Source organism: Cytobacillus sp. C11.1 (genome assembly GCF_058145115.1).
Genome location: NZ_CM176935.1, coordinates 2,209,069 through 2,235,739 on the forward strand (window position 1 = coordinate 2,209,069; position 26,671 = coordinate 2,235,739).

Annotated in this window: 27 protein-coding genes; 19 read left to right on the forward strand and 8 right to left on the reverse strand. The window is 40.0% G+C overall.

What is annotated here, in order from left to right:
• Positions 1–286: 286 nt before the first annotated feature.
• The 3 genes from cccA (at position 287) to AC3ZVC_RS10895 (ending at position 2,869) form a co-directional block, all read left to right on the forward strand.
• Complete coding sequence (gene cccA / locus AC3ZVC_RS10885) at positions 287–652, forward strand: cytochrome c550 (protein ID WP_490068402.1); 366 nt, start codon at positions 287–289, stop codon at positions 650–652.
• A 397-nt stretch (positions 653–1,049) separates the two neighbouring features.
• The gene (locus AC3ZVC_RS10890) at positions 1,050–1,757 is read left to right on the forward strand and encodes a tRNA (adenine(22)-N(1))-methyltransferase (RefSeq protein ID WP_490068403.1); all 708 of its coding nucleotides are present in this window, start codon (positions 1,050–1,052) and stop codon (positions 1,755–1,757) included.
• Positions 1,754–2,869 (forward strand): Nif3-like dinuclear metal center hexameric protein, encoded by a 1,116-nt coding sequence (locus tag AC3ZVC_RS10895; RefSeq protein WP_490068405.1) that lies wholly within the window; start codon positions 1,754–1,756, stop codon positions 2,867–2,869. The genes AC3ZVC_RS10890 and AC3ZVC_RS10895 overlap by 4 nt, the downstream gene beginning before the upstream one ends.
• A 44-nt stretch (positions 2,870–2,913) precedes the next feature.
• On the opposite strand, the gene AC3ZVC_RS10900 is transcribed toward AC3ZVC_RS10895, so the two are convergent.
• The gene (locus AC3ZVC_RS10900) at positions 2,914–3,864 is read right to left on the reverse strand and encodes a 4-hydroxy-3-methylbut-2-enyl diphosphate reductase (RefSeq protein WP_490068406.1); all 951 of its coding nucleotides are present in this window, start codon (positions 3,862–3,864) and stop codon (positions 2,914–2,916) included.
• Positions 3,865–4,132: 268 nt separating this feature from the next.
• The gene (gene vrrA / locus AC3ZVC_RS10905; protein ID WP_490068407.1) at positions 4,133–4,690 is read right to left on the reverse strand and encodes a VrrA/YqfQ family protein; all 558 of its coding nucleotides are present in this window, start codon (positions 4,688–4,690) and stop codon (positions 4,133–4,135) included.
• Positions 4,691–5,054: 364 nt separating this feature from the next.
• On the opposite strand from vrrA, the gene AC3ZVC_RS10910 reads away from it, so the two are divergent.
• Both AC3ZVC_RS10910 and AC3ZVC_RS10915 read left to right on the forward strand, forming a co-directional pair.
• Entirely contained in the window at positions 5,055–6,365 is a 1,311-nt protein-coding gene (locus tag AC3ZVC_RS10910) for a DEAD/DEAH box helicase (RefSeq protein WP_490068408.1), read from the forward strand.
• Positions 6,366–6,394: 29 nt separating this feature from the next.
• Positions 6,395–7,288, forward strand: coding sequence for a deoxyribonuclease IV (locus tag AC3ZVC_RS10915; RefSeq protein ID WP_490068409.1), 894 nt, complete (start codon positions 6,395–6,397; stop codon positions 7,286–7,288).
• 71 nt (positions 7,289–7,359) lie between these two features.
• Here AC3ZVC_RS10915 and AC3ZVC_RS10920 read toward each other — a convergent pair whose 3' ends face one another.
• The gene (locus tag AC3ZVC_RS10920) at positions 7,360–7,614 is read right to left on the reverse strand and encodes a DUF2624 domain-containing protein (RefSeq protein WP_490068411.1); all 255 of its coding nucleotides are present in this window, start codon (positions 7,612–7,614) and stop codon (positions 7,360–7,362) included.
• A 172-nt stretch (positions 7,615–7,786) separates the two neighbouring features.
• On the opposite strand from AC3ZVC_RS10920, the gene AC3ZVC_RS10925 reads away from it, so the two are divergent.
• The 3 genes from AC3ZVC_RS10925 to zur all read left to right on the forward strand — a co-directional run bounded on the left by AC3ZVC_RS10925 (position 7,787) and on the right by zur (position 9,923).
• The gene (locus AC3ZVC_RS10925; RefSeq protein WP_490068412.1) at positions 7,787–8,572 is read left to right on the forward strand and encodes a metal ABC transporter ATP-binding protein; all 786 of its coding nucleotides are present in this window, start codon (positions 7,787–7,789) and stop codon (positions 8,570–8,572) included.
• A complete protein-coding gene (locus AC3ZVC_RS10930) occupies positions 8,569–9,411 on the forward strand; it encodes a metal ABC transporter permease (RefSeq protein WP_490068415.1) in 843 nt (280 codons plus the stop codon). The genes AC3ZVC_RS10925 and AC3ZVC_RS10930 overlap by 4 nt, the downstream gene beginning before the upstream one ends.
• A 101-nt stretch (positions 9,412–9,512) precedes the next feature.
• Complete coding sequence (gene zur / locus AC3ZVC_RS10935) at positions 9,513–9,923, forward strand: zinc uptake transcriptional repressor Zur (protein ID WP_110066145.1); 411 nt, start codon at positions 9,513–9,515, stop codon at positions 9,921–9,923.
• Between the two features lie 58 nt (positions 9,924–9,981).
• On the opposite strand, the gene AC3ZVC_RS10940 is transcribed toward zur, so the two are convergent.
• The gene (locus tag AC3ZVC_RS10940) at positions 9,982–10,545 is read right to left on the reverse strand and encodes a 5' nucleotidase, NT5C type (protein WP_490068417.1); all 564 of its coding nucleotides are present in this window, start codon (positions 10,543–10,545) and stop codon (positions 9,982–9,984) included.
• A 390-nt stretch (positions 10,546–10,935) separates the two neighbouring features.
• Here AC3ZVC_RS10940 and AC3ZVC_RS10945 point away from each other — a divergent pair, with 390 nt between their 5' ends.
• Entirely contained in the window at positions 10,936–11,277 is a 342-nt protein-coding gene (locus AC3ZVC_RS10945) for a hypothetical protein (RefSeq protein WP_490068902.1), read from the forward strand.
• A gap of 49 nt (positions 11,278–11,326) precedes the next feature.
• Here AC3ZVC_RS10945 and ispG read toward each other — a convergent pair whose 3' ends face one another.
• From ispG to AC3ZVC_RS10960, 3 genes are all read right to left on the reverse strand, one after another.
• Positions 11,327–12,439 (reverse strand): flavodoxin-dependent (E)-4-hydroxy-3-methylbut-2-enyl-diphosphate synthase, encoded by a 1,113-nt coding sequence (gene ispG, locus AC3ZVC_RS10950; RefSeq protein WP_490068903.1) that lies wholly within the window; start codon positions 12,437–12,439, stop codon positions 11,327–11,329.
• A gap of 127 nt (positions 12,440–12,566) precedes the next feature.
• Entirely contained in the window at positions 12,567–12,893 is a 327-nt protein-coding gene (locus AC3ZVC_RS10955) for a hypothetical protein (protein WP_490068418.1), read from the reverse strand.
• A gap of 233 nt (positions 12,894–13,126) precedes the next feature.
• A complete protein-coding gene (locus AC3ZVC_RS10960) occupies positions 13,127–13,897 on the reverse strand; it encodes a DUF1189 domain-containing protein (protein ID WP_490068419.1) in 771 nt (256 codons plus the stop codon).
• 248 nt (positions 13,898–14,145) lie between these two features.
• Between AC3ZVC_RS10960 and AC3ZVC_RS10965 the strand changes: the two genes are divergently transcribed.
• Positions 14,146–15,774, forward strand: coding sequence for a Na/Pi cotransporter family protein (locus AC3ZVC_RS10965; RefSeq protein ID WP_490068420.1), 1,629 nt, complete (start codon positions 14,146–14,148; stop codon positions 15,772–15,774).
• 73 nt (positions 15,775–15,847) lie between these two features.
• Positions 15,848–16,330, forward strand: coding sequence for a DUF456 domain-containing protein (locus AC3ZVC_RS10970; protein ID WP_490068421.1), 483 nt, complete (start codon positions 15,848–15,850; stop codon positions 16,328–16,330).
• A gap of 61 nt (positions 16,331–16,391) precedes the next feature.
• Here the strand turns inward: AC3ZVC_RS10970 and AC3ZVC_RS10975 are convergent, their stop codons facing one another.
• Positions 16,392–17,087 carry a Crp/Fnr family transcriptional regulator gene (locus AC3ZVC_RS10975; RefSeq protein ID WP_490068423.1) on the reverse strand — a complete coding sequence of 232 codons (696 nt, stop codon included), beginning with the start codon at positions 17,085–17,087 and terminating at the stop codon, positions 16,392–16,394.
• Between the two features lie 403 nt (positions 17,088–17,490).
• Here AC3ZVC_RS10975 and AC3ZVC_RS10980 point away from each other — a divergent pair, with 403 nt between their 5' ends.
• The 8 genes from AC3ZVC_RS10980 to phoU all read left to right on the forward strand — a co-directional run bounded on the left by AC3ZVC_RS10980 (position 17,491) and on the right by phoU (position 26,650).
• Complete coding sequence (locus AC3ZVC_RS10980) at positions 17,491–18,099, forward strand: superoxide dismutase (RefSeq protein WP_490068424.1); 609 nt, start codon at positions 17,491–17,493, stop codon at positions 18,097–18,099.
• Positions 18,100–18,227: 128 nt separating this feature from the next.
• Positions 18,228–19,445, forward strand: coding sequence for an MFS transporter (locus tag AC3ZVC_RS10985; RefSeq protein ID WP_490068425.1), 1,218 nt, complete (start codon positions 18,228–18,230; stop codon positions 19,443–19,445).
• Positions 19,446–19,715: 270 nt separating this feature from the next.
• Complete coding sequence (locus AC3ZVC_RS10990) at positions 19,716–21,896, forward strand: peptidoglycan D,D-transpeptidase FtsI family protein (protein ID WP_490068427.1); 2,181 nt, start codon at positions 19,716–19,718, stop codon at positions 21,894–21,896.
• A 244-nt stretch (positions 21,897–22,140) separates the two neighbouring features.
• Positions 22,141–23,094: a PstS family phosphate ABC transporter substrate-binding protein gene (locus AC3ZVC_RS10995; RefSeq protein WP_490068430.1), complete on the forward strand. Its 954-nt coding sequence runs from the start codon at positions 22,141–22,143 to the stop codon at positions 23,092–23,094.
• A 126-nt stretch (positions 23,095–23,220) separates the two neighbouring features.
• Positions 23,221–24,195 carry a phosphate ABC transporter permease subunit PstC gene (pstC, locus tag AC3ZVC_RS11000; RefSeq protein WP_490068432.1) on the forward strand — a complete coding sequence of 325 codons (975 nt, stop codon included), beginning with the start codon at positions 23,221–23,223 and terminating at the stop codon, positions 24,193–24,195.
• A gap of 1 nt (position 24,196) precedes the next feature.
• Positions 24,197–25,081 (forward strand): phosphate ABC transporter permease PstA, encoded by an 885-nt coding sequence (gene pstA / locus AC3ZVC_RS11005; RefSeq protein ID WP_214723111.1) that lies wholly within the window; start codon positions 24,197–24,199, stop codon positions 25,079–25,081.
• Positions 25,082–25,108: 27 nt separating this feature from the next.
• Positions 25,109–25,927 carry a phosphate ABC transporter ATP-binding protein PstB gene (gene pstB, locus AC3ZVC_RS11010; RefSeq protein ID WP_490068904.1) on the forward strand — a complete coding sequence of 273 codons (819 nt, stop codon included), beginning with the start codon at positions 25,109–25,111 and terminating at the stop codon, positions 25,925–25,927.
• A gap of 63 nt (positions 25,928–25,990) precedes the next feature.
• A complete protein-coding gene (gene phoU / locus AC3ZVC_RS11015) occupies positions 25,991–26,650 on the forward strand; it encodes a phosphate signaling complex protein PhoU (RefSeq protein ID WP_214723141.1) in 660 nt (219 codons plus the stop codon).
• Positions 26,651–26,671: the final 21 nt, after the last annotated feature.

A 26,671-nucleotide genomic window follows, 5' to 3' on the forward strand; every position in this document is an offset into this window, starting at 1 on the left:
GAGACCACGCAGTTTCAGCGCGCCGAGGAGGCTCCCGAATCGCCTGCGGTTTGCTGAGCTTCTAAAGCGGAAATCAGCATGCAAGTTTAACAGAGCCTTAAATTTTAAAAATAAAAAGATTAAGTTCGAAAAACTCCATCCTTGGATGGAGTTTTTGTCTAAATTATGAACAAGATATGACAAAGTTTACTTTAGGGCTTTTCCTTCTGGTCTTTTTAAAGTAAAATAGAAATTGTTTGTATACTTACGTTAAACTGAAATGTGCTTACATAAGGGAGGTTAAATCATGAATCGCAATCCAATCATTCCATTTGTATTAATTATGGTTTTCGGTGTGGTAGCAATGTTCCTTGTTTCTTTTAAAGGTCTTGGCGATATGGACGATCTTGCAAAAGAACAGGAAGGCGGCGGTGCTGAAACTGAAGAAACAGCAGCAGCAAGCCCTGAAGAAATCTATCAGAAGAGCTGTATTGGATGTCACGGTGACCAGTATCAAGGTGGAGTCGGCCCTGCTCTTACTGGTGTAGGCGAACGTTTATCTCAGGATGAAATTGCAGATATCGTTGTGAATGGTAAAGGCTCTATGCCTCCAGGGTTAGTGCCTCAAGATAAGGCTGCAGAAATGGCCGAATGGTTAGCAGGTCTGAAGTAACCTATAATGAAAGTCCTTTGCATATGTAAAGGACTTTTTTTATACTATAAGAAGGCTATCGTAATTCGATAGCTTTTTTATTGAGGAGTGGTTGATTTCCGCTCCAGGATGCTCGCGAACCGCGGAGCGGGCGGTGAGCCTCCTCGGTGCAAGCACCTGTGGGGTCTCACCTGTCCCACTCCTCCCGCTGGAGTCTCGCACCTTGCGCTCCAATCAACCAATCTTATTTATCAATGTTTTATTTACAAAATTTATTTAAAAACAACCATTTTTAGAAAAGAGCTTAGCTAGTTGAAAAGCAACAAAGGTTGCGAAAACAGCCTTTAACTAAATCGCTCCAAGAGCTGATTAGAATGCGCATAAGCGCTTTCTTAATACATAGATAAGTGGTGACAGAATGAATACGGACAAATTATCACAGCGGCTTGAAGCTGTAACAAATTATATCCCCAGTGGCGCACGTGTAGCTGATATTGGTTCAGACCACGCATATTTGCCATGTTATGCAGTTAAAAAAGGGATTGTCCCTTTTGCCATAGCTGGTGAAGTAGTGGAAGGCCCATTTCAATCTGCCAAAAGACAGGTTGAAATGGAAGGGCTTGTAGGTCAGATATCGGTCCGCAAAGGAAATGGATTAGAGGTAGTTAACCATGACGAAGTAGACTGCATTACCATTGCAGGTATGGGAGGCGCCTTAATTGCGGCCATTCTTGAAGAAGGAAAGAGCAAGCTTTCTTCTGTTCAAAGACTTGTTCTGCAGCCAAATTTAAGTGCAATTTCAATTAGAACCTGGCTAATTGAACATGGATGGGAGCTTATAGCCGAAGAGATTCTTGAAGAAGATGGAAAGATTTATGAAATACTCGCAGCTGAAAAAGGGGAAGCGCTTAAGCCTTATAAAAACGCAGAGCAGGGTTTGCTTATGGGACCCTTTTTAATGGAAGAAAAATCAGCGGTCTTCCAAACGAAGTGGCTCGGGGAATTGAGAAATTGGGAACGTATTCTCATGCAGCTTGGGAAGGCAGCAGACACTGAAGAGACCGAAAAGAGAAAAAAGGAATTAAAACAGAAAATTAAAATGGTGGAGGAGGTCTTGTACCAGTGAAGAAAATAAACGGGTATGAAATCATTCAATTGTTTGAACAGTACTCTCCAAAAGGATACGCGATGGAGGGTGACAAAATCGGCCTGCAAATCGGAAAGCTCAGCAATCCTGTTCAAAATGTCATGATAGCCCTTGATGTCTTGGAGGAAGTTGTGGATGAAGCAATTGAAAAAAATGTGCAGCTGATTATTGCACATCATCCGCTTATTTTCAGGCCTTTACAAAAGATTGCGACAGATTCTCCGTCAGGAAGAATTATTGAAAAGCTTATTAAACATGATATAGCGGTATATGCAGCACATACGAATCTTGACGTAGCCAAAGGCGGTGTCAATGATATGCTTGCGGATGCTCTGCAGCTTTCCAATACAGAAGTTTTATATCCAACTTATGAAACTGTTTTGAAAAAGCTTGCTGTGTATGTGCCTGAAGAAAATGCAGAGGTGCTGAAAAAGGCTCTTGGCGATGCTGGGGCAGGTGCAATTGGAAACTACAGCCATTGTACGTTTTCTTCAACAGGTACTGGCCAATTCAAGCCAAACGAACAAGCCAATCCTCATATAGGCCAACAAGGTAAGCTTGAATCTGTTGCCGAGGTTCGAGTAGAGACCATTTTTCCTGAGCATCTGGAGAAAAAGGTGCTTTCTGCGATGTTTAAAAACCATCCTTATGAAGAAGTAGCCTTTGATATTTTCAAACTTGAAAACAAAGGAGAAGTTTTAGGCCTCGGCAAAGTAGGCAAAATCCGGGAGATGACATTGGAGGAATTTGCCGGCCATGTAAAAACAACTCTCGACGTAGAGAGAGTCCGCGTGGTAGGAGACCTTTCCTCAAAGGTTAAAAAAGTTGCTGTTCTTGGCGGTGATGGAAATAAGTATTTTATGTCCGCAAAAATGAAAGGTGCGGATGTTTATGTTACTGGAGATATGTATTATCATGTTGCGCACGATGCTATGATGGCGGGGCTGAATATAGTAGATCCAGGCCATAATGTGGAAAAGGTGATGAAAAAAGGCGTCGCAAGAAAATTGGAACAGCTTTGTGCGGAAAAAGGGTATGAAGTATTGATTTTTCCTTCAGAGATACATACGGATCCTTTTCAATTTATGTAAAGGTAAAAAAGAGCCGGTTTTCCTGAAAACCGGCTCTTTTTACATCATATCTTAGTGGCTTTCTTCACTTTAGGAAGAATTTTATTTAATGGTACTTTTTTCTCTCGCGTCCATGTAGACTCTTCTTTTGGATCATATTGTTCCAGGAAAGTGATGACTTCCTTTGTAATGGGTGTTGGCGTTGAGGCGCCTGCAGTAACAGCAACGGTTGAAGCGTCTTTAAGCCAATTTACATCAAGCTCAGTAATATCGGCAATCCGGTAGGCTTTCGTACCTGCAATTTCCTCGGAAACCTGGGCAAGGCGATTAGAGTTATTGCTCTTTGGATCTCCAACCACGATCAGAACATCAGCCTGGCCTGCTTGTTCTGCGACTGCCTCTTGCCGTACCTGGGTAGCCATACAGATTTCTTTGTGAAATTCTGCATGAGGGTATTTTTCCTTTATTTTCTCCATGACATGGCCAACATCCCACTGGCTCATTGTCGTCTGGTTTGTTACCAGAATTTTATCAGCTTGGATATTTAACTCGTTAACGTCTTCGATTGTTTGTACAAGGTGAACAGCATGAGGCGCTACCCCAACAGCCCCTTCAGGCTCAGGATGCCCTTTTTTGCCGATGTAGATGATCTGAAAACCTTCTTTTTCTTTTTCTCTGATCAGATCATGAGTCCTTGTTACATCCGGACATGTAGCATCAATTGTCACAAGGCCTTTTTGTTTGGCTGCTTCTCGTACTTGCGGAGAAATGCCGTGGGCAGTGAAAATGACTGTCCCTTTATCAACCTTATCCAAAATTTCTTTTCTGTCTTTTCCATCAAGAGTAATGATTCCCTCATCTTCAAAAGCATCCGTTACATGCTTGTTATGGACGATCATTCCCAGAATATAAATCGGTCTTGGCAATGATGGGTCGAGTGCTGCGTTTCTGGCAATCACCATCGCATCAACCACACCATAACAATATCCCCGAGGAGAGATTTTTATGACATTCATCCGCGTATCCTCCCTATTACAGCCTTTATCTGAATTGTGTAATGGTAATATGTTTAGGTTAAAACACCTGGGAAATCCCAGCGTGCTTATTCTATTATATAAGAGATATCAGGATATTACAAAAAGCAAAAAGGGAAAGAAAATGAAATTTACTAAGCTTTAATGACACTAATCCTTGGGCAGAGAATGGCGTGTATAGAGCCATTCTCTAGAAGGTACAAGGTCTTAGAAAGTAAAAAAACAAAGAATGCCAGTGCATTCTTTGCAATTAAATATATAATTTTGGCTTGGATTCCCGACTTCTGGAACTTCTGGAAACTGACGGTTCTGGTTTATTATCCGTTTCTGCCTTTTTTCGCTGTAATGGAGCCTGCTTTGCTGGGGCTTTAACTTCTGTGTTTGTTTTGACCTTTTCTTCAGAAGCCTGCTCCTCGGGAACGTCCTTCAAACCTCTGTAAAGCTTCCACATGGCCGGCAGATTTCTAACCAGCGGTCCGTACTGCTGAACCATGGGACCGATCTGCTGAGCAGTATTTAATACCTTTTGGGTATTGTTTAAAAAGCCGTTTATAGAACTGGGATTGCTTATTGCCTGCAGTATGCCCCCGCCTGCACGGGTTCCACCTGCTGCTCTGGCAGCGCCCATTCCGCCTTGAGGCTGGGCATTGCCTTTGCCTAATAGTTTGGAGAGCAATCCCCCTCCTCCACGGCGCATTCCCGGAGCGCCTCTCATATTTGGCCCCATGGGAGGTCTGCCTTGCATCGGGTTCATAAATGGGTGAGGGGGCATTCCACCGCGCATGGGAGGTCTTGGTCCTGGCATCATTATTAGTGGCCTCCTTTCAAAGAAACACTTTTACCTGCACTAGAGGCAGGCAGTGGAAATGGTCTATTTTTATCCATATATTAAAGTATGCGTTTATCCCATTTTGGTTTAGGTATTATGCGGAAGATTCTTATTTTCTTGTTAAAAATCATTTGAATAGCCCATCATAAAAATATATATGCCTGTATGAGTGGTTATTTAGAAGAAACTTTATTATAATAACAGGATGTAAGAAAAGCTCGAAGCTGGACACTTTTAGTTGATACAAGTATGTTTCTTACTTTTAAATAAATGAATCGGTTGCATTCAATACTGCTGAAAATCAAGCAGCATTTGCTAACCTGAATCACTGAGGAGTTTTTATATGAACGAAACGAAATTTGACCGATTTAACCTTAAGCCATTTATTATAGAAGCGGTGAAAGAATTCGGCTTTTACGAGCCAACAGAAATTCAGGAAAGAATGATTCCAGCTGTACTCAAGGGGGAAAGTGCCATTGGCCAGTCTCAAACAGGTACGGGGAAAACCCATTCCTACGTTTTGCCTATTTTGCAAAAGGTTGATCCTTCCCGCCAGGAGGTACAGGCCATTATAGCCGCGCCAACAAGAGAACTTGCCAATCAGATCTATCATGAAATCCTCAAGGTGACTGAGCATTGTCCAGAGGGAGAAGAAATAACAGCACGCTGTTATATCGGAGGAACGGACAAGCAGAGGACGATTGAGAAGCTGAAAAAACAGCCCCATGTTGTAGTTGGGACACCTGGCAGAATTAATGACCTTGTGAAGGAACAGGCTTTGTATGTCCATACTGCAGAAATCCTTGTTGTTGATGAAGCGGATTTAATGCTTGATATGGGATTCATTGAGGATGTTGACCAAGTTGCCGCAAGAATGCCGGAAAAACTGCAAATGCTTGTTTTCTCAGCTACGATTCCTGAGAAACTGAAGCCATTTTTAAAGAAATATATGGAAAATCCAAAGTATGTTCATATTGAGCCAAAGCAGGCAGCTGCCGCCAATATTGAACACTGGCTGCTTCCATCCAGGCATCGCAATAAAGTAAATTTGGTATATGAAGCACTGACTTCTTTTAATCCTTATTTAGCTATTGTTTTTACTAATACGAAGAAAAAAGCGGATGAAGTCGCAGATGGATTAATCAGCAAAGGCCTAAAAGTCGGCCGTATACACGGGGACCTTAACCCGCGTGAACGGAAAAAAATGATGAAGCAAATATTGGATCTTGAGTTTCAGTACATTGTGGCGACTGATCTTGCAGCAAGAGGAATTGACATTAAGGGAATAAGCCATGTGATTAACTATGAGCTTCCGACTGATTTGGACTTTTATATTCACCGAGTGGGACGTACAGCCCGTGCAGGCTTTTCAGGAATTGCCCTGACAGTGTATGAGACTTCAGATGAAGATTCATTAAATAGGCTTGAAAAGATGGGGATTGAATTCAAACATAAGGATCTGCAAAAAGGGGAATGGACAGATCTCGAAAATCGCAATAAACGAAAGAACCGTCAAAAACAAACAGATGATATAGATAAAAAGGCTTCATCTATGGTGCAAAAACCGAAAAAAGTAAAGCCAGGCTATAAAAAGAAAATGAAATGGGAAATGGATAAAATTAAAAAGCGCGAAAAAAGAATAAAGCGTAAATAAATTTTACTACGGGAGAGGTAGGTATCATCATGCTGAAAATTGGTTCACATGTTTCCATGAGCGGGAAAAAAATGCTATTAGCTGCAAGTGAAGAAGCTGTTTCATACGGCTCCAATACTTTTATGATTTATACAGGCGCCCCGCAGAATACAAGAAGAAAAAAAATCGAGGATTTAAATATTGAAGCCGGGTTAAGGCATATGGAAGAGAACGGTATAGCTGATATCGTTGTACATGCTCCGTATATCATCAACATTGGCAATACGACAAATCCATCGACTTTTGAATTAGGTGTTAATTTCCTGCGCTCTGAAATTGACCGTACTGAAGCGATTGGTGCAAGACAGATTGTTCTTCATCCTGGGGCACATGTAGGCGCAGGAACGGAAGAAGGAATAAAGAAAATAGTCGAAGGCCTGAATGAGGTGCTAAATGGCGAAGAAAAGGTCCAGATCGCGCTTGAAACCATGGCCGGCAAAGGTTCGGAATGCGGAAAATCTTTTGAAGAGCTTGCTATGATTATGGATGGGGTCAATTATAATGACCATCTTTCGGTTTGCTTTGATACATGCCATACGCATGATGCAGGATATGATATCGTTAATGATTTTGATGGCGTACTGGAAAACTTCGATAAAATTATCGGCTTGGACCGTTTAAAGGTTCTTCATATCAATGACAGCAAAAATGAACGAGGTATGCGCAAAGACCGCCATGAAAATATCGGCTTTGGCCATATCGGCTTTAAAGCATTAAATTATATCGTGCACCATCCGCAATTAAAGGATGTCCCAAAAATTCTTGAGACACCATATGTTGGAGAAGACAAGAATAATAAAAAGGCGCCATATAAGCATGAAATAAATATGCTCCGCAATAAGGAATTCGATGAAAACCTATTGGATGCAATTATGGAAGGGTAGTAATTGGCAAAAAGCTGTGTAGATTACACAGCTTTTTGTATGGGAAATTAAGTATAAGAAAAAACAAAAGGCTATTTTGTGAATTGCAGGAATAGGCGGTTTACTTCCCTGGCCGTTTCCGGTCCGGCAACTTTGGCAATTTCCTTTATTAATTTAGTTCGCTCACGATCTGCGAAAATATTTATTTGCTTTCCTCGCAGGTAGTCAGCAATCTTTTGTGCCTGCGGTTTTGTAATGCTGATGTTGAATTGCTCTCCATATTTTAATAATTCATCTGCAGTTATATTGCTCAATTTATGATTTATGATGTTTTCAAAAATTTTCATGCTCATCACTCCTCCCCTGTACTTTATGAGGGAAGAAGGGAAATCGTGACATATATGTATTTGAAAATGATTGCTTCCTTTTTTAAATCCTTGTTTCCTTTACTTTAAAAGCAAATTCCTGTATACTACCTTGTGTAAATCGGAATGATTCTTAATATTATAGGTGATAAAAATGACAGAGCCAATAATTGAAATTAGCCACGTTTCTTACAGATATGAAAAAGAAAATGTCCTTGAGGATATAATTTTAACCATACATGAAGGTGATTTTTTGGGCATTGTAGGACCAAATGGTTCCGGCAAATCCACCTTGATGAAGCTGATATTGGGTTTGCTTAAAGTTCAAAAGGGGAGTGTTAAACTTTTTGGACAGGAAATAAACCGTTTTAAGGATTGGCAAAAAATAGGATTTGTTTCGCAAAAGGCCAATTCATTTAATACAGGTTTCCCCGCTACTGTCTTTGAAGTAGTATCCAGCGGACTTACAAAGAAGCTTGGCCTTTTTAAGTTCTTGGGAAAAGCAGAGCATCAAAAAGTACTGCAGGCGATTGATTCAGTAGGCCTGCTTGAGTTTGCGAAACGGAATATAGGGGAACTTTCCGGCGGACAACAGCAACGAGTCTTTATCGCACGTGCACTAGTGAGCGACCCGAAGCTGTTAATACTTGATGAACCGACAGTAGGAGTGGATGCAAAAAACGTCCAATCCTTTTACGAAATGCTTGACGACTTAAACAAGAAGCTTGGCATTACTCTTTTGCTGGTTACGCACGACATTGGAACAATTTCGGATAAAGTTACGCATGTTGCATGCCTTAATAAAAATTTACATTTCCATGGGGATACAGCAGAATTTGAAAGCTTGAATATTAGTGAGATGTCTGAGATTTACGGCCATGATGTCCATGTTTTGACCCATAATCATGACCATCACACCCACGGAGGGTCAGCACGATGATAGCAGGGATTTTACAATATGAGTTTTTACAAAATGCATTTTTAACTGGAATCATAATTGGAATAATTGCTCCTTTGCTGGGGGTTTTTATTGTTGTCAGAAGGCTATCCTTAATTGCTGATGCTTTGAGCCATGTAACGCTTGCGGGGATTGCTGCCAGCCTTCTTCTTGAAAAAAAAGTGCTCGGTTTGGCCGGTTTAAACCCTCTTTACATGGGAATGGCTTTTTCAGTCGCTGGGTCTTTGTTTATTGAAAAGCTTAGGGCTGTTTATAAGCATTATCAGGAACTGGCAATTCCCATCATATTGTCAGGAGGGATTGGACTTGGCGCAATTTTTATTTCTTTGGCTGACGGGTTTAATACGGATTTATTCAGCTATCTATTTGGAAGTGTAAGTGCGGTGAGCCGTCTTGACTTATGGACCATATTAATCATTAGTGTTTTTGTTATTGCACTTGTCATTTTGCTGTATAAAGAATTGTTTTTGCTATCTTTTGATGAAGAGCATGCAAAAGCATCTGGCATTGCAGCAAAGAGTGTTCATTTTATTTTTATTATCATGGTGGCTTTGGTTATTGCTGCCTCTATGAGAATTGTAGGTATACTTCTGGTTTCCTCTTTAATGACATTGCCGGTTGCAGCAAGCATCAGGATTGCCAAAGGCTTTAAACAAACCATTTTCCTTTCCATGCTGTTTGGAGAAATTTCTGTTTTGGGCGGATTAACGATTTCTTATTATATTGACCTGGCGCCAGGAGGAACAATAGTTATTATCACAATAATCATATTGATTATCACCATTCTGGCAAAGAAGATTTCAAGTATGAGGCCAGCCTGAAAGCTGCAAAAGAGGTATTATTCGAATATGGGTTAGCGTCATCATTTAGGCTGTCTTCGGTAATAAGCTTTATTGTTGAAGCAGGACACGAGGTGAAAAGAATGAATGTAAATGAAGCAATGCAGCTTTTAAAAGATAAAGGCTATAAGCATACAGGGAAAAGGGAAGAGATGCTTCAGCTATTCGCTGATAGTGATAAATATTTAACTGCCAAAGATGTTTTGGAAAAAATGAAGGACAATTACCCCGGGCTAAGTTTCGATACAATATACAGAAATTTATCATTGTTTGTGGATTTGGATATTTTTGAGATGACAGAGCTCTCAGGAGAAAAACATTTCCGTTTTACTTGTTCACATGAGCATCATCACCATCATTTTATATGTTTGGACTGCGGGAAGACGAAAGAAATAGAAGTGTGTCCCATGAAACAGGTTCAGGAAAACCTGAAAGGCTATGATGTCTCCGGCCACAAGTTTGAAATATACGGAAAATGTCCGGAATGTTTTTAATAAGGATAAAAAAAGCATGGGAGCTGTTATAGGCCCATGCTTTTTTTATCGGTGTATTTTATTTTAGCCACATTTCTACCCAGTTAAAAGCTTCCTGCCAGCTGCTAACTCTAATGACTCCATCTGGGATAGGGTCTTGATTATAGGGGGTGTCAAATAAAATAACAGGGATTTTGCAAGCCTCATGAATCATAACTGCATTATCATGTTTATCTTCAAAAAAGATGTCTACCTCAAACTTCTTTGCTGCCTGAATTTTATCATGTGTCCCAATCAGTTCGATATGATCAAATTCTAAAGCGTTCTCCAAAAACCATTCCTCTGTAATTTGCTGGAGATGGGAACCGCGTGCACTAATAAAATATAAATCATGGTCAAGTTTCCATTTTGTCAGGATTTCTTTTGCTCCTTCTGCAAGGGGCGATTCCCTGTAAATTACTGGTTCGTTTTCTTTAAACCATTTCGCAAATTCCTTTTCGGATATATCGACAAGTGGAGTTAAATCATATTGCTTAATATCATCCAGGGTTATATTAAGATTAAATGCTTTATTTAAGTATGGAATCATGGATGATGGACATGTAACCGTGCCATCAATGTCAATTCCAAAGCGCTTCTTCATAATGGTTGCTCTCCTTTAAATACATATATCCCTTATCTTAACAAAAGTCTATTCCAGGCAAAAGAGTAATGGCAGGTTTTGCTGTCCGGGGGAGCATTATTTGATAGTCAAACATTAACATCTTAAAAAGAGCGCATATCGCAAACACTATAAATGCTCCATCAAGCAAAACTTTTGGAAGGAACACAGCAAAGAAAGCGAGGGATCATGATGGCAGACCAAGAGCGCACCAAAGAAGAGTACGATCTTCGCCATAGCGAGCGAATTGGGGAAGCTAATACAGATTATATAGAAGAAACCTCTGCTGAAATCGCAGCTCCTGGTGTTTATAACAGGGATTTGGACAGGGATGAGGCTAATACTGTTTATACAGAAGAAACCTCTGCTGAAATCGCAGCTCCTGGTGTCTATAACAGGGATTTGGACAGGGAAGAGGCCAATACAGATTATACAGAAGAAACCGCAGCTGAAATTGCAGCGCCAGGTGTCTATGACAGGGCGATGGACAGGGAAGAAGAGAGTGAAACAGCTGCTGCCGGCCGGGGAGTAGGATACGCGGCCCTGGCATTGTCCATTCTGTCTCTGTTTGTATTGCCGGTCCTGTTTGGAGCAACAGGCATTGTCCTTGGTTTTATAGCACGCCGAAGAGGATCAGAAAGCCTCGGCGGATGGGCTATAGGAATTGGAGCCATATCGATTATTGTTGGCATGTTTATCTTGCCGTTTTTTTAAAAGAATATTGAACAAAGTAAAAAGCCTGGCATCTTGCCAGGCTTTCTTTTTATGATTGAATGCTTTCTGCTTTTGTTTTTTCTTCTTCTTGTTTTGCGAAGTATTCTTCAGCAATTTTATCGATTTCGATCTTTAGTTCATCGACCATTGTTGCTTCAGGAACCTTCCTTACAATCTGGCCTTTACGGAATAGAAGACCTTCACCGCGGGCACCGGCAATGCCGATATCAGCCTCCCGTGCTTCACCCGGACCATTAACCGCACAGCCAAGCACTGCTACTTTAATCGGTGCTTTAATCTTTTGGATATATTCTTCCACTTCATTTGCGATGCTGATTAAATCAATTTCAATCCGTCCGCAGGTTGGGCAGGAAATCAGTGTGGCTGCATTCGATGACAGGCCAAATACTTTTAGAAGCTCCCGGGCTACTTTTACTTCTTCAACTGGATCAGCACTTAATGAAATTCTTAAAGTATTGCCGATTCCTTTGCTTAAGATTGCACCAAGTCCAGCAGCACTTTTAACAGTACCCGCAAAAAGTGTGCCTGATTCTGTTATTCCCAAATGCAAAGGATAGTCAAAGGCTTTTGACGCTTTTTCATATGCTTCAATTGCCAGATTAACATCCGAGGCTTTCATTGATACGATGATATCATGAAAGTCGAGGTCTTCTAGAATTTTAATATGATGAAGTGCGCTTTCGACCATCCCATCGGCAGTAGGATATCCGTACTTCTCCAGAATCCGTTTTTCAAGGGATCCAGCGTTTACGCCAATACGGATCGGTATTCCTTTTTCTTTTGCAGCCTTAACGACTGCTTCAACTTTTTCACGTTTGCCGATATTGCCAGGATTGATCCGTATCTTATCTGCTCCGCCTTCAATGGCTTTTAAAGCAAGCTTATAATCAAAATGAATATCGACTACAAGCGGTATATTTATTTGCCTTTTAATATCTGCAATAGCATCTGCAGCTCTTTCATCAGGGCAAGCCACCCGGACAATTTGGCAGCCGGCTTCCTCAAGCCTTTTTATCTCAGCTACAGTAGCTTCAACATCATGTGTTTTAGTTGTGGTCATACTTTGGATGAACAGCTCATTGCTGCCGCCAATAGTTAAAGGCCCAACTTTAACAGGCCGTGTTTTAGTACGATGTATAATTTCACTCAATGGAGATTCGCTCCTTTTTATCTATTCATATAACTGCATGACATTTTGGATGCTGTTAAAGAAGGTTCACTTTATTGTATCAATGAACCGCTGCGGTTGACAAGAATGATGATAAATATTAGTTGTTCGTATTATATTTCGGAAACTTGTAGGTTTTTCCTGATTTGATTTCTTCCGGCTTTATGCCGCTGTTTAATTCAGAGAAATCTGACACAACCTCATCTATGCTGACAGGTATTCGCCCATCAAGGTTTAATTCCACAATCGAAAGAACGGTCTCTCCCGGACTCACTTCTTTTTCAAAAAAAGAAATTCCGGATTCAGCTGGCTGTGTGCTGGCTTCTAATACTTGTTCTTTTCCAGCGGGGAGTGTGCCCTGGCTTAAATCATAATAAATAACATAAATTACAAGTACTGAAAGCAGGACTCCAGCAATTCGCTTCATATTGGCCAAACCCCCTGTAATTAGCGTGTTTACCCAATATGTATGCTTGTCCTATTTTGAATAGAACATAATTTGGCAGCAATAAGGAGAACTTTATTAGTTAATTGAGACTTTCACCCGCGAATGAAGGGCTTTGATCCATTTCACTTACTTAGTTTATCCTTCAAACTCCTAATAATGGTGATTTCTCTTAAAATACAGCCAAAATAAAAAACGCGTCCATATGGCGCGTTTTATTTTTGGGCTTGTTGTGGAACTTCTTTAACAGCCAGCAGGAGAATGATCAGTGAGACAAACCAGTTTATGAAGGCTCCATTCGGTACAGTGGTCTGCAAGGCCGCCATAATTGTAAAAAAAACAGTCGGCAAGGTGATGCTATAGGCAGACATTCTCCATAAATGCCGGTATTGCAAGTTTTTTCCTAAAACATTTTTAATAAGCAGGCCAATTAATGCGAGAATGGATATTTCAATAAATCTCACCCCTGCTGTAAAAATATAAATGACAAGCGCTATTAAGGGGATAATAATCGGCATCAGAGATTTAGCAGATGCCAAATAGTCTGATAGGCTTTCTTTTGTAAGTGTGCCATTGGTTAATATGGAGTAAGGATAAGATTGTTCCTGCCCCGCAGCGATTATGTATAAATCATTTTTCAGAAGGGCGATTGTATTGTCGCTGTTGGAAAAGGCAGAGGGCTTTATAGTTCCCGTAGAATCTAGAATAATTGCAAAACCATTTTTGTTAATGGTAACAGGCACTTCTTGATCAGTAATCAGTTCTCCGTCTTTAATCAGGAAATCCGGCAATTCGCTATCAATCGTTTCATCTACAGCGTTTAAACTATCCACTATGGCTGTGCTTGAATAAAAAACGGTTGGGATAATGGATAATAGGGTAAGAAAAAAAACATAAAGAATGGTTTTCCCGATTCCTTGAAAGCGGAACAAAGAGATGTCTTTTGGAGAATATAAGCTTTTATAAAATTGCAGAAAAATATTCATTTTAACACACCTTTTCAAAAGATTTGCCCTAATAGTTTAGCCGCAATTTGAGGTCTCTACAAGTAACTCAGCTTATTTAAATAAACAAGGGATTTTCCGCATTTGTAACAAAACTGTAATATTTAAAAGAAATGTTAAGCTATTGTAAATTTGATAAAATAAATCTTTACTTTTTGTTCGATTTTCATTAATAATTGTATGGGGTTTGATGAAACATGTCGAATAAACAGTTATAGGGGTTGAAAATTGTGGAACTAGATGTTCAACAAATGCTTTTTGAGTTTCTTGGCGGACTTGGTATTTTCTTATATGGAATCAAGTTCATGGGTGATGGACTGCAAAAGTCAGCGGGCGACAAGCTAAGAGACATCCTGGATAGGTTTACTACCAATCCAATCATGGGTGTAATTGCAGGTATTATTGTAACTATACTTATTCAGAGCAGCTCGGCAACGACGGTCATCACTGTTGGATTGGTTTCTGCAGGATTCATGACTTTGAGACAGGCTATTGGGGTTATTATGGGAGCGAATATCGGAACCACTATAACTGCCTTCATTATTGGTATAGATATAGGTGAATATTCATTGCCGATTATCGCTGCAGGTTCTATTTTATTATTCTTCTTTAAGAATAAGAAAGTCCATAACTTCGGACAAATTGTTTTTGGTTTTGGTGCTTTGTTCTATGGGTTAGAGTTGATGAGTGGAGGGATGAAACCACTCCGCAGCCTTGAGGCTTTTCATGATTTGACTGTAAGTATGAGCTCCAACCCGATTTTGGGCGTTGTAGTCGGAACCGTGTTCACGGTTATCGTACAAAGCTCCAGTGCAACAATCGGTATCCTTCAGGGCTTATTTGCCGAGGAGCTGATTAACCTGGATGCGGCATTGCCAGTTCTATTTGGAGATAACATCGGTACCACGATTACAGCTGTTTTAGCCGCCATTGGAGCTTCTGTTGCTGCAAGAAGAGCAGCTGCTGTTCATGTAATGTTTAACCTTATTGGTACAACAATATTTTTAATTTTATTAAAGCCTTTTACATTATTAGTCGAAACCCTACAAGCAAGTTTGGGTTTAAACCAGGAAATGACCATTGCCTTTGCACATGGTATTTTCAATACATCAAATACCTTGATCCAATTGCCTTTTGTTGGATTACTGGCATTAATTGTTACAAAGCTGATACCAGGTGAAGACTCGGTATTTGAATATAAAGCAAAGCATTTGGACCCTGTTTTTATTGAACAATCACCTTCAATTGCTTTAGGACAAGCTAAGGAAGAAGTACTCCGCATGGGTAAATTCTCTGTACGCGGACTTGAAGAAACTGTTCAGTACTTGAATACAGGACATCAAAAACACTCAGACAGTGCGTACCAATTAGAGGACGCCATTAACAATTTAGACCGCAAAATTACTGACTATCTTGTAAGCCTGGCGACAAGCTCACTTTCAGAACATGAATCAGCAGAACATACAGTACTAATGGACACTGTAAGGGATATTGAGCGGATTGGTGACCATTTCGAAAACATTATAGAACTTATTGATTATAAGCAGGCAAATAAGGTAGCAATTACAGAATCTGCCATGGCTGATCTTGAGCAAATGTTTAACCTGACTATATCTACTGTTAAAGAAGCTCTTCAGTCACTTGACCATAACGATAAAGAAGTTGCAAAGCATGTTGTGGAAAAAGAAGAAGAGATCGATAAAATGGAAAGAAAGCTTCGCAAACAGCATATTCTTCGTTTGAACGAAGGTATTTGCTCCGGACAAGCAGGCATTGTGTATGTTGACATTGTCAGCAACCTTGAGCGTATTGGTGATCATGCTGTGAATATTGCCGAAGCTGTTTTAGGAGAAGAATAAGTGGTAAAATAAGCAAGGGGAAATCCTCTTGCTTTTTGCTTTTTAAGCGCAATTTTAAAAAAGGGTGCTGATAATGGAAATTATTTATTGGACTTTGATTATTATTTTATTTGTTATAGCTTTTGCTGGGTTGATCTTTCCGATTATTCCCAGTGTCCTGTTTATTTTGGGCGGATTTATACTTTATGGTTTTCTTTTTTCTTTTGAGCCATTTAATTGGCTGTTTTGGACCATCCAGGGCCTTTTTGTTGTTTTGCTTTTCGGGGCGGATTATATAGCCAATATGATTGGGGTAAAAAAATATGGAGGATCTAAAGCCGGCGTTTGGGGAAGTACAATCGGACTTCTAATAGGGCCTTTTGTGATTCCGGTGTTAGGAATTCTGATCGGGCCATTCCTTGGCGCGATCCTTGCTGAACTGGCGGTAAATAGAAAAAACCTGAATGATGCAATAAAAATTGGGTTTGGCTCTGTTATAGGATTTGTCAGCAGTGTGGCGGCAAAATCAGTTATTCAAGGAGTAATGATTATTTATTTCCTGATTATGGTGCTGTAAATAGTTCATGAAAGGAACAGTCATAAGGCATTGCTATGACTGTTCCTTTTTTATGGCACTCCTAATTCACTCCGCATATTTCACTGGGGCAGTTCTGGCAGTCTGTTTCCAGTTTTAAATAGCTCAAATTTTTAATAATAATTTTCTGCTCATGATAAAGAATGATATCCTTATCCTTTAACTCCTTCAGCATTCGCTGAACGACTTCCCGGGTACCGTAAATAAGGTTAGCCATTTCCTGGTGGGTTAGGGATAAATCAATTAGGATTCCTTCTTTAACTCGCTTGCCTTGCCTGTTGGCAAGCCTTATTAAAATGGAGTACAATCCGCCTTTCTTTCCATTGATCATTAAATCCTGGCATCTTAGCTGAGATTTAATATATCTGGTGCTAAGCCACTTTGTAAAATAGCTCATAGCCTGCATGTCGCCCAACAAAAACTCTTCGAAATCCTCCTTTTTAATTTGGAGGAATTTGCATTCCGTTACAGCTTTAGCATGGAAATGATATCTCGGTGACTCCTTAAACATTTGATATTCAATTAATACTTCTTCGTCATCAAGGATTTTTAAAGTGAATTCCTTCCCTTTTTTATGGACTCTTCCTAAAGCCATACATCCTTCCAATAGGAGGTAAATATTTTTTACCTGCTCAAATTCCTCAAAAAGAGTATTTCCGGGTTTTACTTTTAATATTTTTCCCTTATCAATAAAACGCTGCAATAAGAAACTGTATAGTGAAATTCTGAAGCCATCCATTATCTTCACTCCTTTTCTCCCTCACCTTGATTTAAAGAAAATATAGGAAGACTGTCAATTAGCTGATAGTGGGCTTCAGAATAAAATGGATGAATAAAGGCATGAGAAAGGGTTGATACAATTCACTTTTAAACACTATTGACGATTTTATGAATGTTGATCTGGAATGCTGTTTTCTAAACAGTTCCTTTTCTAAAAAATTGAAGGATTGGCAGGTAAACTCTTGAATAATAAAAAATAAATAGGCAATTGTATATATGTAGCAATGCTTTTTGTTTGAAACAAAAATCCAACTTTGGTAATCTTAAGCTAAAGGCCTTTAGAAACATTCTAATATCAGAATTTTGTAAACGATCGGATGTTTCGGGGACTAACTAAACAGATACATAGGGAGGAATTTTTTATGGCATTCGAATTACCGCAATTACCTTACGCTTATGATGCATTGGAGCCAAACATCGACAAAGAAACGATGAATATCCACCACACAAAGCATCACAATACTTATGTAACAAACCTGAACAATGCTTTGGAAGGAAACGAGGAACTTCTTTCTAAAACAGTTGAAGAAGTTGTATCCAACCTTGATGCTGTTCCTGAAGGTGTACGCACAGCTGTCCGCAATAACGGCGGCGGCCATGCCAACCACTCATTATTCTGGCAGGTTATTTCTCCAAATGGCGGAGGAGAGCCTACTGGTGAGCTTGCTGAAGCAATTAACAGCAAATACGGAAGCTATGACAGCTTTAAAGAAGAATTTGCCAAAGCTGCAACAACTCGTTTTGGTTCCGGCTGGGCTTGGCTAGTTGTGAACAACGGCCAAGTTGAAGTAACAAGCACTCCGAACCAGGATTCTCCTCTAATGGAAGGCAAAACGCCTATCCTTGGACTTGATGTATGGGAGCATGCTTACTACTTAAAGTATCAAAACCGCCGTCCTGAATACATCAATTCTTTCTGGAATGTTGTAAACTGGGATGAGGTTTCCAAGCGTTACAGCGCAGCAAAGTAATAAAGGATTAAAGCGCGGCAGGAAATCTCTGCCGTGTTTTTTTTGCGTTATTTTCTAATCTTTAAATATTGCATAAGCACACAAACTTTGTAGGAAACTACCCTTTAGAACCAAAGGGGAGTTTTTTTATGAGCAGATTTAAAAAACTGATCGGAGATGTGGATTTAACCAGGGATTTAACATTGCTTCTGATTATTGGAGGGCTCTATTCATTAAGTGCTGCCCTTTCAAACACATTCGTAAATATTTACCTTTGGAAGCAATCTGGTGAGTTCAGCGATCTTGCGCTTTACAATTTATCCATCGTAATCATGCAGCCTTTAACGTTTATTTTGGCAGGGAGATGGGCGAAGAAAATTGACAGAGTTATTGTACTAAGGATAGGAGTTATCTTTCTTGCATCCTTTTACCTAACTGTGCTATTCATTGGTACGAATGCTTCGAAATTTCTGCTGCTGCTGGGTGCTTTGTTAGGTGTTGGATATGGTTTTTACTGGCTTGCGTTTAATGTGCTGACTTTTGAAATAACGGAGCCGGAAAATAGGGATTTCTTCAATGGCTTCCTTGGAATACTCACATCCGTTGGAGGAATGATTGGTCCGATTGCAGCGGGTTTCATTATTTCAAGGATGGAAAAGTTCACTGGATATTCTGTTATTTTTGGGATATCGCTGACGCTCTTTTCAATAGCCGTCTTTTTAAGTTTTTTTCTTAAACGGCGGCCCGCAAATGGAAGGTATTGGTTTAGGAGAATTCTTACTGAACGAAAAAACAACCCTAATTGGCGCATGATCACCAATGCCCATTTCTTTCAGGGGCTGAGGGAAGGGACATTTGTTTTTGTGATTTCGGTATATGTATTTATCTCAACAGGGAGTGAGCTTGCCCTGGGAACTTATGGTCTGGTTAACTCGAGCATATCCTTTATTGGATACTTTCTGGTATCAAGGCTTCTAAAAAAGCAGCATCGGAAAAGGGCAATTCTCATAGGCGGGTTATTATTGTATGCCGCCATATTCTTTATCATATTCGAAGTTACTTATCCAAAGCTGCTTATGTATGCTGCTACCATAGCCATTGCATACCCATTATTGCTTGTCCCTTATATTTCTTTAACTTATGATGTAATCGGCCGCGGTTGGAAGGCTGCAGAAATGAGAATAGAATATATCGTTGTCAGAGAAATTTTTCTTAACTCAGGAAGAATTGTTTCCATTCTCGGCTTTTTAACTGCTGTCACTTTTTTTAATGATGACAAAAGCATCCCCATATTGCTTGTAATCATAGGAGCTGGACATGCTGTTATTTACTTTTTCGTCCGGAAAGTACATTTTCAATCAACATGAGAGGGGGTCTCCCTCTCTTTTTTAATTTAGTAATGATTACCGCTTCAGGCCTTGTTATCATCGGGCTTTCGGGAATGTCTTTGGTGTTCCGCTCCTGTGGATCGCCCTTGGTACGCTTTTCGACCCTAAAACAATTCCAAAGTTTTAAAAAAGTATTAGGATATTATTTCCAGTGTTTTATTTCTGTCGAAAAAAGGTTCTTTATAGAATTAATTGCCGATATCTTTTAGAATGGTAATAGAGACTTTTTTAAAGGAAGTGTGCGAAACCTTGAATAGAAAGAAAAAGAAGAAGACCCATGTTCCCTTTCGCCTGAATATGCTCTTCTTTGTGGTTTTTTTATTGTTTTCAATGCTGATCCTTAGGCTAGGGATGGTTCAGATTGTCTACGGTGATGATTATAAGCGTGAAATAGAAAGAACGGAGGATGTTACCGTCAATAGTCCTGTGCCAAGAGGAAAGATGTTTGACCGCAACGGAAAGGTTATTGTAGATAATACTCCGCAAAACGCAATTACCTTCACCAATAACGGCTACAATCAGGAAGAAATGCTTGAAGTAGCAGAAAGACTCGCCCAGTTAATTGAAAAAGATACGGAAAAAGTTCAGGAACGTGATAAAAAAGATTATTGGATCATGAAGAATCAGGATGAGGCAGAAAAGAAAGTTTCTGAAAAAGAAATTGAAGTACTTAAAAAGAAGTATGAAGGCAAGCAGAAGGAGCTGGATAAGGCTATTTACCAGCTTACTTTGGATCGGATTTCCGAAAAAGAGCTGGATGAACTGAAAGAATCTGATCTTGAAGTACTGGCAATCTTCAGAGAGTTTACAAGCGGATACGCCTTAACTCCGCAAATTGTTAAAAATAAAAAAGTTAGCCCTGAAGAGTTTGCAGTAGTCAGCGAAAATCTCCAGCTGCTGCCTGGCGTTGATACCACAACAGATTGGGAAAGGTATTATGCGTTTGGCGATACATTGAAGTCAGTCCTTGGAAAAGTGACAAGCTCTGACGAAGGGATTCCTGCTGAACAGCTTGAGTATTATATGGCACGTGATTACAGCCGCAATGACAGAGTAGGAAAAAGCTATATCGAAATGCAATATGAAGAAGTGCTCCACGGCCAAAAGGCCAAAGTGAAAAATATTACCGATAAAGCCGGAAATGTCCTGGAAACTGTGCCGATTACGGATGGGCAAAGAGGAAAGGACCTTATGCTGAGCATTGATATGGATCTGCAAAAAGAAGTAGAGAAAATCATTGAGGAAGAATTGCGTGCTGCTAAAGCATCTCCTGGTACAGCCTTGCTGGACAGGGCATATGTAGTTCTAATGGATCCGCATACCGGAGAGATCCTATCTATGGCCGGTAAAAGGATCGTGAAGGATGAGAAGACTGGAAAGTCAGAAATGCAGGATGATGCACTGGGCAATATTACAACTACCTATAATGTTGGTTCTGCCATAAAGGGAGCGACCATTCTTACAGGATTTAAAGAAGGCGTCATTCAGCCTAATTCTGTCATTTATGACCGTCCTCTCCAAATAAAAAATACACCCGTGAAAAAATCCTGGAAAAATTTTGGACCTTTAAATGATATTAACGCATTAAAATACTCTTCCAACGTTTATATGTTTGAAACAGCTATAAGAATCGGTAATGGGGAATATAAATTTGACCGCCCATTGCCTCTAGATCCAAAAGGCTTTGATACGATCAGGGATTCCTTTGCCCAATTTGGTCTCGGAGTCAGGACGGGAATTGATTTGCCGAATGAACAAACAGGCTTTAAAGGAATGAGTACCATGCCTGGTTTTATGCTTGACCTTGTTATTGGGCAGTATGATACGTATTCAAATATGCAGCTCGCACAATATGTTTCTGTTATCGCCAATGGCGGGAATAGAATGGAGCCCCATATTGTAAAGGAAATTCGTGAACCGTTAATGGAAAATAACGAACTGGGTCCAATTGTTCAAGAAATGGAACCAAAAGTTCTTAATAGAATTGAATTGAAAGAAGGCTGGATGGACCGAGTTCATGAAGGCTTCCGCAAAGTAATGCAAGAAAAAGGCGGAACAGCTTATACCTATTTTGCCGACAAAGAATATAAGCCTGCAGGAAAGACTGGAACTGCAGAGGCATTCTATGATGGCCCTGAACGCAGCAAATTTGGCAAAGAGCCTCCTGAAGTAATGAACCTTAGCCTGGTTGGCTATGCTCCGTCAGAAAATCCTGAAGTAGCAATGGCTGTAATGGTTCCATGGGCATATCAAGGCGGCCGGGATCACGGAGCGAACAAAAAAATCGGCGAACGTGTACTGGATGCTTACTTTGACCTTAAAAAAAATCGCCAGAAAGAAGGCAAAAATAGCGAAGATCCTGTCCAGAAAGTAGAAAATATTAATGAAGTGATTGAAGGGCAGGAAGAAGTGCGCGAAGAAACTGAATAACTATGGATAACTGTTTCCCAAATTTACGGGAGGCAGTTTTTTTATTTTCATGAAAAGTAAATGTATTTGAAACTGGCTAAACTGGAAAGCTAAATTTAACGTTATACCTCTATTTCGACATATTTACACATTAATCGCCGACATTTACAAAAGCTTTACAATTAGTTAAAACCGCGTTAACAGTAAACCCTTATTCTATTACTCGTAGGACAAAACAACCAATTTTCTTAGGGGGAATTCAGGAATGAAGAGTCTTAAAAAAATGAGCCTGTTTTTAATGCTGGCAGCTGTAATGGTATTTACTGCAGCTTGCGGTGGCGGAGATACAAATGAAGGTGCTAATGGTGAAGAGCTGGAAGGCAGTGTAGTTATTGACGGTTCCGGTACAGTTTATCCATTTATGGCACGCATGGCCGAGAATTATATGGGAGAACAGGAAAATGTCTCTGTTGAAGTAAGCCGCTCTGGAACTTCAGCCGGCTTCAAGAAATTCCTGGCAGAAGACGGAACAGACTTTAATGATGCTTCCCGCCAAATTAAAGATGAAGAAAAAGCACAAGCAGAAGAGCTTGGCATTGATGTACAGGAAATGAAGGTTGCATTAGATGGTATAACAATTGTAATTAATAAAGAAAATGACTGGGCTACAGAGCTTACACAGCAAGAGGTTATTGATATCTTCCTGGCAAGTGCCGGCAAGAAAAAGTGGTCGGACGTTCGCGCTGACTTCCCGGATGAAGAAATCCAAACTTATGGCCCGAATGAAAACCACGGTACTTATGAATTCATGTTTGAAAATATCCTTGGAGAACAAGATCTTCCTGAAAACATTAACCTGCAGCAGGATTACTCAACTCTTGTAGATCTTGTGTCTAAAGATAAAAATGCAATTGGATTCTTTGGATATGGATACTACGATAGCAATAAAGACAAGTTATCCGCTGTTAAGGTTGACTTTGGCAAGGGCCCTGTTGAGCCATCATTGGACACAATTAAAGAAGACGGCGATTATGCTCCATTTACACGCCCTGTATTCACATACTTGAATACAAATATGGCTAAAGAAAAGCCGCAAGTGCTTGATTACGCTATTTATACAATGGAAAATGCACAGGATGTTGCAGCAGAGACTGGCTTTGCCCCATTATCTGATGAAGATGTCCAAGCTTCTCTAGATGCTTTAAACGGATTAAAATAAGTTTTTAAAAGTGTTGAACATGGGAAGATGAGAAGTAAGCCTTCTCATCTTCTTGTTGGTGTTAAATGTTAATTTGGGTTTCCCTTGGGTAATATAAGCTAAAGAGTTCTTCCTTGGATGAGAAGGATGAAAGGGGTTTTACACTTGGCAAAAAGCGCTGTTCACGGCAACAACAAAAAGTTGAATGTACGTGAAATCATACAGGAAAAGAAAAAATCTCGAAGCGTTAATAACGTTACGGAAAAATTAATACCTAAAATTCTATTTGGAATAGCAGCCATTTCTGTACTAACAACTATTGGAATTGTACTTACTTTACTTACGGAAACAATCGCCTTTTTTAAAGACGTTCCTTTTATAGATTTCTTTACAGGTACAAAATTAAAGCCACTAGGGGAAAATGCAGTCTTTGGAGTAGTGCCGCTGCTGACCGGTACAATTATTTCATCTGCAATTGCCATGCTGGTAGCCATCCCGATCGGACTGATGACCGCTATTTTCTTAAGTGAATATGCGTCAGAAAAATTAAGAAGAATTTTAAAGCCTCTTCTTGAGATTCTGGCAGGTATTCCTACTATCGTTTATGGATTTTTTGCCTTTACATTTGTAACGCCAATATTAAGATCTATTATTCCTGGCCTTGAACCAACCAATATTCTAAGCCCTGGGATTGTAATGGGGATCATGATCATCCCGATGGTAGCGTCATTATCTGAAGATGCGATGAGTTCAGTGCCAAATGCTATGAGGGAAGGTGCTCTTGCATTGGGTGCAACAAAGCTGGAAGTAACCTGGAAAGTAGTGGTTCCAGCCGCAATTTCAGGTATCATAGCTTCCTTTGTACTCGGAATTTCGAGGGCGATTGGGGAAACCATGATCGTAACCATTGCCAGCGGAAGTTCAAAAAACTTTACATTTGACGTGACTCAATCCATGCAGACGATGACTGCTTATATAGTAGAAGTAACAGGCGGAGAAGCTGCGGCAGGTACCACTTTGTATTATAGCCTTTATGCAGTTGCTATGACATTGTTTGTATTTACACTGATTATGAATCTTATCGCTCAGTATATCTCTCGCAGGTTCAGGGAGGAATATTAATATGAAGTATGTTGACTCAACTCAAGTGCATAAAAAAATGGGCAGCCGCCTATTTGCCAATAACCTGGCAAAAACTCTCTTCTTTTTGGCAACATTGTTTGGCCTGGTTGTATTAGTTATTTTGATTTATCGGGTCCTTGCAGATGGATTAGGATGGATTAACTTTGATTTCTTGACGAATAGGCTATCAACCGATCCAGAAAGAGCGGGAATCTGGGGAGCTATATTGGGAACATTATGGCTCATGCTGGTTGTCGCTCCTGTAACGATGATTTTAGGGGTAGGTACAGCTATTTATCTTGAAGAATATGCCGCAAAGGGACGTATTTCATCATTTATTAAAACAAATATCTCCAACTTGGCAGGTGTTCCTTCCGTTGTTTTTGGCATTCTTGGATTAACTGTTTTCGCAAGGGCTTTGGATTTGGGTTCTGTTGTACTTGCGGGCGGCTTGACTATGGCGCTGCTCGTTCTCCCAGTCGTTGTCGTGGCAAGCCAGGAAGCAATCCGGGCTGTACCTCAATTTTTAAGGGAAGCCTCTTATGGAATGGGTGCTACAAAGTGGCAGACCATTAAAAATGTCGTTCTTCCCGCGTCCTTGCCGGGAATTCTTACTGGCGTTATTTTGGCGCTATCCCGTGCAATTGGTGAAACAGCACCGCTGGTCGTTATCGGTATACCGGCATTGTTAATTCCTGTTCCGGACGGAGTCTTTGACAAATTTACCATTTTGCCGGTGCAGATTTATTATTGGACAATTGATTCGGCCCTTGTAGCTGAATACGCAAACCTTGCAGCAGCGACAATTGTTATTTTATTAATTGTTTTGTTCGCGATGAACTCAATTGCCATTTTGATTCGGAATAAATTTCAAAAAAGATTTTAGTCTGGGAGGTTTTATAAAATGCCTGTAATGACAGAAAAAGCAAATCCAAATGTCAAAACAGATAAACTAAGCGCTGGAACGAAAGAAAACAAGAAGGTTGTTTATAATACGAAGGACCTTAACTTGTGGTATGGGGAAGGCCATGCTCTAAAGAATATTAATTTGGCGATTAATGAGAATGAGGTAACAGCCATTATTGGGCCTTCAGGCTGCGGTAAATCAACTTATATTAAAACATTAAACCGGATGGTTGAACTGGTCCCTACTGTTAAGATATCAGGAGAAATTTTATACCGTGAGCGAAATATCCTTGATAAATCGTTTAAAGTGGAAGACTTAAGAACAAGTGTCGGCATGGTTTTCCAAAAGCCCAATCCGTTTCCTAAATCCATTTATGAAAATGTAGCATATGGTCCAAAAATTCACGGAATCCGCGATAAGAAAGTCCTTGATGAGATTGTTGAAAAAAGCTTAAGGGGTGCAGCAATCTGGGATGAAGTAAAGGACCGTTTAAACCAGAATGCATATGGCTTATCTGGCGGTCAGCAGCAGCGCCTTTGCATTGCACGCTGCTTGGCGATTGAACCGGATGTCATCTTAATGGATGAGCCAACATCTGCCCTTGACCCGATTTCGACATTAAAGGTAGAAGAGCTTGTACAGGAACTAAAAGAAGAATTCAGCATCATCATCGTTACACACAATATGCAGCAGGCTGCCCGTATCTCTGACAAGACAGCCTTCTTCTTAAACGGTGAAGTGATTGAGTTTGCCGAAACTGACAAGATCTTCTCAACCCCTTCAGACAAACGAACTGAAGATTATATTACAGGAAGATTCGGCTAATTTCTAAAGCGTAAAATCATTGAAAATGAATCATATCGAATAGGATGAAGGGGGATAAAAATGATGGCAGTACGCGAAAGATTTGAATATGATTTACAGGAACTGCAAAAGAAACTTCTTGAAATAGGGAACTTTGCGGAAGAGGCCCTGCACAAAGCGATTGAAGCACTTGAAACTCAAAATATTGAATTGGCTCTTGAAATAATGGATGACGATTCCCACGCAGATCTGCTGTACGAGGAAATTAATGATTTGGCTATTCTTCTAATTGCTAAACAGCAGCCTGTTGCGATCGACCTCCGCCGCATCATCGTGGCCATTAAAATTGCAACAGATATAGAGAGAATTGCCGATTTTGCAGTTAATATTGCGAAATCTACAATTAGAATTGGTTCTGAACCTCTAATTAAGCCGATTGAGCATATTAAGCAAATGCATCAGATTTCAACAGAAATGCTTCGTTTATCTTTAGAAGCCTTCAATGATGATGATATAGCCAAAGCAAAAAAGGTAGCAGATATGGATGATCAGGTAGATGATTTATATGGGGAAACAATCAAGGAATTGCTGCAAATAAACCTTCAAAAGCCTGAGTTTTTGCCGCAGATTACCCAGCTTTCGTTTGTTTGCCGCTATTTGGAAAGAGCTGCTGACCATGTAACAAATATCTCAGAACATATTTTCTATATGGTTAAAGGCCGTCAGTATGATTTAAATAACTAAACAAAAAAAGCTAAAAGGAGA